Source organism: Pseudobacillus badius, assembly GCF_002189605.1.
Classification (GTDB): domain Bacteria; phylum Bacillota; class Bacilli; order Bacillales; family Domibacillaceae; genus Pseudobacillus; species Pseudobacillus badius.
In genome coordinates, this window is sequence record NZ_MWMM01000029.1 from 1 (window position 1) to 10,382 (window position 10,382).

The window sequence follows — 10,382 nt, forward strand, 5'->3', positions numbered from 1 at the left end:
GTTTATAGAAGGCTGGTATAACCGAAAGAGAATTCACAGCAGTATTGGCTATCAAACACCTCAAGCCATTGAGGATCAAATTAGAAGAACAGCCTAAGACTTAACTTTTTTGTGTCCAAATTATTGACTCAAATCCAATTGGTAAAAGAACAAATATACACAGTTTATTTTTAACTAAAAAGAGACGACTTAAAAATTTGTGTCTTCTATAAAGGGCTTATTTCCAAGGTCTTTTTTAGGTGATTGGAGATAACATTTATTAACGAACCCTTATAAAAAACGGAAACTAGATGATGAGGCTGTCCTAATGATTTATTACTGATCAATTGCAACCTATAATAAAGAGTTTGTTAAATATTTAATTTAAAACTAGTAATGTCATTTAAACCACGGAACGTACAGTAAATATACCTAATTGAAAAAAACAATTTAACCGGTATTCTGATAATTCTTTATTTAGGGAATCACCACTTGTAGGAAAAAGATATTGTTGTTAAACTTGTCTTTCATAGTCTTATTACTGTAAGAAGGAGTGTCACTATGGTGAGTGAGGATGAGCGTTTAATCTTTACAAGAGAGTTAGACCATTTACTTAATGAACTGAAGAGATGTAAAGATGCTCAGTTAAGAGCCCTCATCTGCGAACACATTTCCCTAGTACGTTTGGTGTTAATCGGTAAATCTGATTAATGCTTTTTTTATTTAATGGAGCATCCTATTTTTAGGTCATTCTATTGCGCATTATGTGTCAAATAACACTTTGTCTTTTGGTGTTTTTTATATTGTTGGGTATACTACCTGTAATCAAGGTTATTCCACCAGCATTTCCATGTAGCATGAATTACACCTTGACTATCCAGGAGATTTCCTGGCTTTTTCACCTTTTTTTGTATTTGAATAAACTACTTTATATTCAAGGGTACTCCGCTTTCACTTAATTGGATACAAACGTTGGTAAGCTGGGCAAGACCTGGCTTTTTTTTTTATATTTTAAAATTAGTTGGAAACACTGTTTAAAGTAGTGGTCATCTATAATCCTCCCCGGAACACATACAGGCTAGTTAATGGGTCAGGAGATTTCCTTACTTTTTTTGTATATTCGATTTATCTTCGGATAAATTAATCGTAATCAAGGTTCTTTCTTTTAGCCCTTTGTACACCTATGACTTGAACTTTGGTCCGGCCAGGCTGATGCCTGGTCTTTTGAAATTCCACCTCTCTCTTTATTTAACCGACGCACTTTCCACGAACTGTGACAGTAAATAAAACTTTGTTTGTATATTCTTTTTAATCTCTCAAATACTAAGTCATGAGTGCGATGCTCTAAAATTTTAAAGAAGGTGCAACGTTGTGCGGGTTTTAAAGTATATAGCTTTAACCATTGGATTTGCAATGTACTTATTATTGATTGGATATGCAATATACGAACAGTTCCTATCCAAATGACTTTAAGAACACCTTTAACGAACTGTGACTTAATCATCACACGTTGTGATATGTTCAAAGTATTCATCAAAATCATTTAATTCTTCTTCATCCAAGTTGTTTAACTCAAATCCTCTACCGCAATTCGGGCACTCTGCAATATCACCTAAACCAAATTCGTGAATTGGCATTTTCTTTACCTCACTATGCCGTTTTATGTGTCTACTATTCATCACTTTGTCTATGAAGACTTAAATTGACCTTCAAGGAGTGTAGCGCATAAAAACCCACTTTTTATGCAACCATCAGGCTGGTTGAATGGTCTAAAACCCTGTGAAATTAACAATTTAAAAATCATGTATAGGGAGGAATGGAAAAATAAAATAAATCCCTTATCAGGTAAGGGATTTATCCGTGCAGGAGCTCCTTTCTTTTGGTATTATTCTTATTCTCCACAAATGAATGGAGATTCCAAAAAATTATTCTGAGCTGTCTCAGGAAAAGATACCAATGAAATCGCAATTTTATCTGACTCGTTCAGTAATTCTATTTTCTGTCTTGAAATTAATATGGACTCCATCACAGGTTTAAATGACGTTAGTAGAATCCTAGCAAAACGGAGTACCGAACACCTCATGGAGGAAGTGAAGAAAGGGACTTCTTAAAACGTCTTCCGAGTGAGCATCTTTTCATTTGATTGTGTTTAAAACAAATGCACGAAATGCTAAGTATATCTCATGCAAAAATTTGAGATGACTTTTAATATCACCTCTAACACAAAACTATTATTTTAGAGGGCGTAGTTTGGACAGGGCTGCTTTTTGTAACAAAGTCATAGATAATAATTAGATTTCGATTTACAGGCTTTCCTGAAAAGGTTTGCCCATTTTGCAATAAAATAGGAGTATATGAGGAAATATTTAATCGTAATTTCCCATCGCTACTCACAAGCTGATTGTTAAAATAGTCAACTTTCACATTTTGATAGGGTGTTTCTTTTGCCATAACAATTGCACGATATTGCGGAGGAAAAATAAGAGGAATTGCTGCATTTCCATCATAATATCCAGTTATCCAATCACCTACTGCTACCGTAGCATGGTTTACAAAGTAAGTGGTGGGCGATACTACAAAATTTACTAAAGCTCCTGAACCATTATCTACAGATATTAGTTTATAACAACCCGTTTCTTCATCATTTTGACTTATCACAAAGTCACTAATCATGGTGACATAACCACGAAAAGATTTAAAGTTTATCATACTCATACCGTATTCCCTTAACCTCTTTATATTCCATTAGAAACATTGGAATGAATGGACGCTATTTGGGTTTATTATATGGTGAATTTATCCAAACCATCTCCAACCATATCCTATAATCATATTTCTCCCTACAAATGTTGGAAAGAACCAAAATCTATTTCCGTTCCTGAACCATATATAAAGCAAGACATATAAAGTTAAATAGTTCAGATAATATGGAGAAAGTTCAAATTCACAGTAATTTAGCATTAAAATTAACAATAAATATTTCAATTCAAAATTTTAACCATTAGTTATAGTGGCCTTCCGCAGCCATTGCATCTTTTTTGGTTACATGAACTGTTCCATGTGGATGTTGTGAAGGTGCATAGATTGAATAAAGTTTTAATGGAATATTACCTGTATTGGTTAAATTATGCCATGTTCCAGCGGGTATCATTATGGCGGAATCATCATAGACACACTTTTGAAAGTTTAAATTACCTTTAGTCTCTCCTATTTGAACGATACCTTGGCCTTGCTCGATACGTAAGAATTGGTCAACGTCAGGGTGCATTTCCAAACCAATATCTTCGCCAACATTGAGACTCATCAAAGTAACTTGTAAATGTGTTCCTGTCCATAAAGCAGTACGATACGTATTGTTTTGCTTCGTTGCTTCATTGATATTCGCGACAAATGGTTTTGGTCCAAAATCTGTTCTCAAAGTACTTCCAACACCGTTGGGAGAACGAAAAGAATTAAATCTGTTTACATATACCCCATTAGGAGAAGTCCAGTTAACAGATTGTCTTGGATAGTTATACATTGGTACACCAACATAATAAGAATATGGATTCATATAAGAAGCATGGTACACTTTTCTCAATCCCTTTACAGTTTGTTAAATTATTCTATGCGCTTGTTAAGGGAATGTACTTAGAGTAAGGTGGCTGATTTAAAGAAAGTATTTATTAGTGTCTCATATGACCTGTCTCAAAAGTTTTATCGCTGTTAAACCATTCATTGTTAACCCTGTAAGTAGCTTAGCGTTGTAAATCCGCATTTTCGAGATCAGACCCCAAGAAGAACTTTATTTGATAGACGTGAAATTTTATTGCAATGAAAATGGTGGAGTTAGTTGCTGAAAGGCAAAGGTCGTTGTACTTCAACTAACGGGTACGATTGTGGAGCGAAAAATTAGAAAATGATCAAACTTTATTTTAAAGTAGCAATATTACCATAATCTTTTTAGTACTGAACCTATCAAGAGGGAGAGAGTATTTTGCTTCTTCTGTATTTTTCATTTTTTATTGACTGTTTAGGCTAAAAGAACTATCATATTCGTAAAGAATTATTCAACTAAGCCATTTACTATTAAATATAATAGTCATATAGAGAAGCAATGAAAAGCCATTTATATCTGGGCACTTGAATGGCTTGGAGCGACTAGTGCAACCGACTCTTTTTTAAAGAGTCGGTTTTTTGTCGGATTTTATTTAACCTAAACATTATATATTTCATAGAGCGGGAGGAAAATAAATTGAAAAAAGCACCTGCTACACCGGACCTTTCTGAACTTTCTCACTTAATGGAGCCATTAGATGAAAAAAATAAACCAATTGAAGCCTTGTTAAAAGAGTTAAAAGATGTCAAATATGCACTGGATCAGTCTTCTATCATTGCCATCACTGATCAAAAGGGAAGGATCTTTTATGTAAATGACCAGTTCTGTAAAATCTCCAAATATAGCCGAGAAGAATTAATAGGTCAAGATCATCGTATTTTAAATTCAGGCTACCATTCTGGGGAATTTTTCAAACAAATGTGGGCTACAATTGGGTCAGGAGAAATCTGGAGGGGAGAGGTGCGGAATAGAGCGAAGGATGGTTCTTTTTACTGGGTAGATACGACGATTGTTCCTTTTTTAAATGATCAGGGAAAGCCGTATCAATATGTGTCGATCCGAAATGATATCAGTCTTCGAAAGAAAATGGAAGAAGAAATGCGAAGAAGCGAGGAGAAATACCGTTTAATTACGGAAAACTCAGCTGACTTGATTTCAATTATTGACAAAGAAGGAAACTTTCAATATATTTCTCCTTCTCATGTAACAATACTGGGGCATGACATGTCTGAACTAAAGTCTAACCCGCTCTTCAAGTGGATTCATGAAGAAGATCAAAAGATTTTATACACTGAATTAAGATTACTAGCTAAAAAGAAAAAAATGTCTTCGCAAATAGAGTTTCGTATTAGAACGAGCAGAAATCAGTATAAGGATATGGAAACAAGAATTAGTCCCATTATGAACGAGGACAGAAAAGTAAAAGATTTCGTGCTCATCATGAGAGACATAACCGATCGGAAAAAGTCGGAAAAAATGATTTATCATTTAGCCTATCATGATACTTTGACCGATCTGCCGAACCGTAGATTATTTATGAAGCATTTGCGGCAGGAGATTAAGAAAGCAAAAAGTTCCTCTTCTCAGCTTGCTGTGATGTTTATTGATTTAGATCGATTCAAATTTGTGAATGATTCATGGGGGCATGAGAATGGCGATTTTATTTTAACTAAAGCAGCCGAGCGTATTAAAAAGTCACTTCGTTCAACGGATTTAGTTGCCCGGTTAGGCGGCGATGAATTCACTGTCCTGCTAAAAGGCATATCCAATGTAGAAGAACTGGAGCGGCTGGTGAAACGGATTCATTTAGACTTCCAAAAACCGTTAGAAATCGCCGGCCAGCTGTATACACCTTCCTGTAGTATCGGTATTGCGATCTTTCCACAAGACGGAGCGGAAGCTGATGAACTGTTGAGCAAAGCAGATACCGCTCTTTATTTTGTAAAAGAACGAGGCCGGAACGGATATGCCTTTTTCGAAGCAAAAATGGAAGAAAAATCATTGGAGCGTATTTTATTGGAGAATGAGTTGAGAAAAGCGATTCAGCTTGAGCAGTTTCATATTGATTACCAACCGAAGATAGATCTTTCAAAAAACAAATTAATTGGAATGGAAGCGCTCGTGCGTTGGAATCATCCAGAACTGGGGAAGATTTCTCCCAATAAATTTATTCCCTTGGCTGAAGAAACGGGATTAATTCTCCCTTTAGGGGAATGGGTACTGCGCCGTGGGTGCGAACAAAATAAAGAATGGCAAGATAAAGGTTATACTCCGCTAAAGATATCCATCAATTTGTCTGCGCGCCAAATCTCGTACCCTGATATTGTAAGGAAAATTGAAGAGATTCTAATAGAAACCAAATTGGAACCGGAATGGCTTGAGCTTGAAGTGACAGAAAGTATATTTGTTAATATTGAAAATGCAATAACTGTTTTACAACAACTTAGAGATTTGGGGGTTCATATTTCTATTGATGACTTTGGAACAGGGTACAGTTCATTTAGCTATATTAAGCACTTACCTGTCGATACGCTGAAAATTGATGCTTCGTTCATTCGGGATATTCATCAAAATAAGGAAAGTCAGGCAATTGTGCAAGCTGTCCTGACTCTCTCGCAAACCCTTGGTATCAATGTGATTGCAGAAGGGGTTGAAAATCAGAGACAGCTAGACGTTCTCAGAGAGGATGGCTGTAGCCAAGGGCAAGGTTTTTTATTTAGTAAGCCTTTGTCTAGTCAGGATTTTGAAGAGTATTTAAAAGAATCTGTCAGAGCTACGGGAATTAAGGAGATAGATTAAAAAAGATGCATTAACGACAACGAGCAGCTATATAAAGATTGAGGGAGGAAAAATATGAAGCTTTTTTCAAAGAAGACAAAGTCATGGGTGGACTATTTGGATAATTCTGAGGCAAAAGAGATATCTACTGTAGGAGAAAGGGTGAAAGAACGGCTGGCATTTATGGGGGTTAGCCAGGAAACGCTGAGTCATGTAAAAGAAGCTCTGCCCATTCTTCTTCCTTATAAAGAAGAAATAGTGAATCAATTTTACGAGCATATCACTTCTGTAGATCATCTTAAGCAAATAATTACGGAACATTCTACGGTTGAGCGTTTAAGGCTGACAATGGAAAGGTATGTTGAGCAGCTCCTCCGAGCGGAGGTCGATAAAGAATATATACTGACGAGAATCGTGGTTGGCCAGGTGCACAGCCGCATCCATCTGACAGCAGAACACTTTATTGCTGCGCATCATCTGCTGATTCAAATTATGACAACAATATTAATGGAGAAACTCCATCCGCATCCTAACCAAATGATGAAGATAGTCCTTGCCGTTCAGAAACTAGCAGCCTTCGACCAGCAGCTTATCGTGGAGGTGTATATGGAGGAAACATTTAAATCTTTTCTATTTGGTGTTTCTGACATGCTCAATGACATGACACAGCTGGATACAACGAAGCAGCTGATCACAGAAATGGACAATATAGTGAAGGAAAGCCATAACGTTACAGCTGCTGCCGAGGAAGTGAGCGCCTCTATTATGGAAGTAGCCGATCATTCCGTCAAAGTAGCTGAAAGAACAGATGAAGCCGTCCAATCGGCTGAACAAAGCAAACAAGTTATTAATGAAGCCTTACATGATATTCAAAAAGTGGGTCATGTCTACCATGATGTGACGAGACAAGTCAATCAACTAAATGAGGAAATTGAGCAAATCCAAAGTGTAGTAAAAGTGATTCAAGAAATTACAGATCAAACGAATTTACTTGCTCTGAACGCGAGTATTGAAGCAGCGCGTGCCGGAGAACATGGAAAAGGCTTTGCGGTTGTAGCGAAAGAGGTTCGAAAGTTAGCTGAACACACAAAAGAACAAACTATGCAGATTACCGCCAATATGGAATCTTTGCAAGGCGTTTCTCGTCAAGTGACACAACAAATGGGCAGCACTGAAAAGCTGGTTGAGCGGAGTGTTGAAGAAGCCCAGTATGCGGACGAAGCATTAGAAAAAATCGTATCAACTATGCAGAAAATTAATCAATCGACTTCACAAATTGCAGCAATGACGGAGGAGCAGACTTCTGCGATTATGGAAATTGCCCAACGAAATTCAGCAATGCTTGATCTTGGTACTTTATCTCAAGATATTGCCAAGAGAACAGCTCAAGTAATCTTTGAACTAAGCAAACAGATGGATGAGTATCGCCGCACCTTCTTTGAAACAAATATTAGACTAAATGCCAAAGATGTCATTAAGGTGGCCAAAACAGACCACCTTCTTTGGAAATGGAGAGTTTATAATATGCTACTTGAGATAGAAACGCTTGATTCGAATCAGGTCTCATCCTATGCATCGTGCAGGCTCGGTCAATGGTATTACGGCGAGCTACCTCCGTTCATTAAAAACCAATCTGCGTTTCAACAGCTCGAAGAGCCTCACCAAGCTGTACATTATTATGCAAAACAAGCTGTAGAAAGCTACGAACAAGGAAATCTACCTGAAGCTCAACATGCTTTTGAACAGCTTCAGGAAGCTTCTGATCATGTTATTTCCTTGTTATCTCAGTTGGAAAAAATGATCTAATAACGTTATACACTGGATGAAAAATCTGTTCTTTCTGTAACAGGATAGAAAGAACAGTGTACGAAACTGAAGTGAACTTAAAAGAAATCAGGCAGCTGCTTGGGCAGTTTGATGGGCCTAGGGGCGGCCCTTCACTGCTTGAAATTGCAGAATAATTTGTTCTTTTAAGTAATCATTGATATCTTTTAGCTGCTTCATAATGAAAGAGAAATGGAGGATTAAAAATGGCTGTGCATAATGTAATGGAAGATGTCATTAAAGGAATGATTGCAGAGCATTTAGACCGCTTGCATCTTTCTTGTAAATGCGACAAGTGCCGAGAGGATATTTTAGCGCTTTCACTAAATAAAGTACCTCCAAAATATATTGTTAAGGACAGTCAGCGTCCTTTAGTGAAAGCAATGTATACGGTTGTGAATACCCAAGAACACGCTAATATAATAGCTATCGTTGCTCAAGCTGCAGCACAAGTTTCTGCAAATAAACGCTGTACCAATATAGAATAAACATAAGATTCATTTACAAGCTTATCAATTAAATAATTTTTAAGTGGATTATAGACAAAGAAAATTCTGTATTACAAGTGTTTCGTGTTGCCGGGGGTAAAATGGATGATTACTAAGAAAAATTCAAAATGAAAGACAAATTCATCCGTTGCTAGGGTCTCGGAGACATTATTAACTATGGAAATATTGTGCACTTTATAAATAAAGGATGATCATCAAATGGCCCAAATTCTTAACTTTAATGCTAAGAATTCGGGCTTTTCCTGTTGGAAGTTCCTTATCGTTGTAAAGGTGCAATTTCTGAATACCATCTTGAATACAGGTTACGAGAAATTAAGTGATAACAATGTATCGGACAATAAATGGTTGGTTGAATTCACTGACACTCAAATGGTGAAAAGTCTAAGTGAAGATGTAATGATAAAAGTAAAACAATTAAAGAATCTTATAAAAATCTTAAGATTTTCTTAAATACTTGTCATAAACATTTTGCATAGTTGTTGGTAGAGGAAAGGGAGGAAAAGCGATATGACAAAGAAAATCCTAATCGTTGAGGATGAGAAGAAGATTGCCCGGATTCTTTCACTGGAGCTAGAGCATGAGGGATACGAAGTTGAGGCGGTGGAAAATGGAAAGGAAGCCTTAAAACGCGTAAAGGAAGGTGAATGGAACCTCATTTTACTGGATGTTATGCTCCCTGAAATGAGCGGTTTTGAGGTCCTGCGACGGGTTCGCTTAGAGGATGAAAAAACTCCCATTATCTTGGTTACAGCCCGTAATTCTGTATACGATAAAGTGAATGGGCTTGATCATGGTGCAAATGACTATATTACAAAACCCTTTGAGATGGAGGAACTATTAGCAAGAGTCAGATCAGCTCTTAGGGTATCGGAATTAAAAATGAAGTTGAATTCGACCAATTCCTTAAAAATCATCGATGACTTAGAAGTTGATGACGTTGCAAGATCTGTATTTAGGGCAAATCTACCTATAGAATTGACTAGAAGAGAGTTTGATTTGCTGGTATTTATGATGGATCATTCTAATCAAGTTTTATCAAGAGATCAACTACTTAACGCAGTATGGGGATTTGATTATGTAGGGGAAACGAATGTAGTAGACGTGTACATGGGTTATCTCCGAAAAAAAATAGATCATGGGTTCTCACATCCCCTTATTCATACGGTTCGTGGAGTTGGCTTTATGATCAAAGGAAAGAAAAATGAGTATCAAAGCAAAGCTTAGTTTACTTTTAGTTTGTTGGTCCCTTCTCATCCTATTGATTGCCAACGCCATTATTTATTTTTCTTATGTGAAGTTGACTGAAAATCGGGAGATGGAAAATCTTAAAGAAATAGGAGAAGGATTATTAGAAAAAGTAAACACCAATGATTTATTTTCCCCCTCAATGCGTCCTTTATTACAGTCGGTTTTACGGGATGATGGGATGATTCGAATTATAGATAAAGAAAATCAAGTTATTATCCGTACTGGTGAGGAGGATGATTTATTTAATCTACCTATTAACCATTCAGCCGTTAATGATACTGATATGATTAGGCTGGACGGAGATATGATTGTTGTCTTTACAGCACCTATATTTAAAAATAATCAAAGGATTGTATTTCGCAACTGAAAAGTGAGCCATTTATTAATTAAAAATTGAGCCACTAAGATTGGCTGTTTTCTAGCCATTCTTTTGTTTCTAAAATTCG

At 36.5% G+C, this 10,382-nt stretch carries 8 protein-coding genes and 1 riboswitch; of the genes, 5 read left to right on the forward strand and 3 right to left on the reverse strand.

The genetic code is table 11. The annotated features are described in order from the left end of the window. Window positions 1–1,475 precede the first annotated feature (1,475 nt). The 3 genes from B1A98_RS20650 to B1A98_RS19355 form a co-directional block, all read right to left on the reverse strand. Window positions 1,476–1,616, reverse strand: coding sequence for a hypothetical protein (locus tag B1A98_RS20650; protein WP_156141529.1), 141 nt, complete (start codon window positions 1,614–1,616; stop codon window positions 1,476–1,478). Window positions 1,617–2,196: 580 nt separating this feature from the next. Then, window positions 2,197–2,688 carry a hypothetical protein gene (locus tag B1A98_RS19350; RefSeq protein ID WP_041114504.1) on the reverse strand — a complete coding sequence of 164 codons (492 nt, stop codon included), beginning with the start codon at window positions 2,686–2,688 and terminating at the stop codon, window positions 2,197–2,199. Window positions 2,689–2,980: 292 nt separating this feature from the next. Continuing rightward, on the reverse strand, window positions 2,981–3,532 hold the full coding sequence (locus B1A98_RS19355; RefSeq protein WP_087903795.1) for a cupin domain-containing protein: 552 nt from the start codon (window positions 3,530–3,532) through the stop codon (window positions 2,981–2,983). Window positions 3,533–4,059: 527 nt separating this feature from the next. Further along, window positions 4,060–4,143: riboswitch (cyclic di-GMP riboswitch) on the forward strand. Between the two features lie 118 nt (window positions 4,144–4,261). Here B1A98_RS19355 and B1A98_RS19360 point away from each other — a divergent pair. The 5 genes from B1A98_RS19360 to B1A98_RS19385 all read left to right on the forward strand — a co-directional run bounded on the left by B1A98_RS19360 (window position 4,262) and on the right by B1A98_RS19385 (window position 10,303). After that, complete coding sequence (locus B1A98_RS19360) at window positions 4,262–6,376, forward strand: sensor domain-containing protein (protein ID WP_041114503.1); 2,115 nt, start codon at window positions 4,262–4,264, stop codon at window positions 6,374–6,376. A 54-nt stretch (window positions 6,377–6,430) separates the two neighbouring features. Continuing rightward, window positions 6,431–8,161, forward strand: coding sequence for a methyl-accepting chemotaxis protein (locus B1A98_RS19365; protein WP_041114479.1), 1,731 nt, complete (start codon window positions 6,431–6,433; stop codon window positions 8,159–8,161). A gap of 224 nt (window positions 8,162–8,385) precedes the next feature. After that, complete coding sequence (locus B1A98_RS19370) at window positions 8,386–8,667, forward strand: late competence development ComFB family protein (RefSeq protein ID WP_041114478.1); 282 nt, start codon at window positions 8,386–8,388, stop codon at window positions 8,665–8,667. A gap of 528 nt (window positions 8,668–9,195) precedes the next feature. Continuing rightward, window positions 9,196–9,912, forward strand: a complete 717-nt coding sequence (locus B1A98_RS19380) for a response regulator transcription factor (RefSeq protein WP_041114476.1) — start codon at window positions 9,196–9,198, stop codon at window positions 9,910–9,912. Further along, on the forward strand, window positions 9,890–10,303 hold the full coding sequence (locus B1A98_RS19385) for a hypothetical protein (RefSeq protein WP_063385354.1): 414 nt from the start codon (window positions 9,890–9,892) through the stop codon (window positions 10,301–10,303). Before B1A98_RS19380 ends, B1A98_RS19385 begins: the two co-directional genes overlap by 23 nt. The last annotated feature ends 79 nt before the right edge of the window (window positions 10,304–10,382 follow it).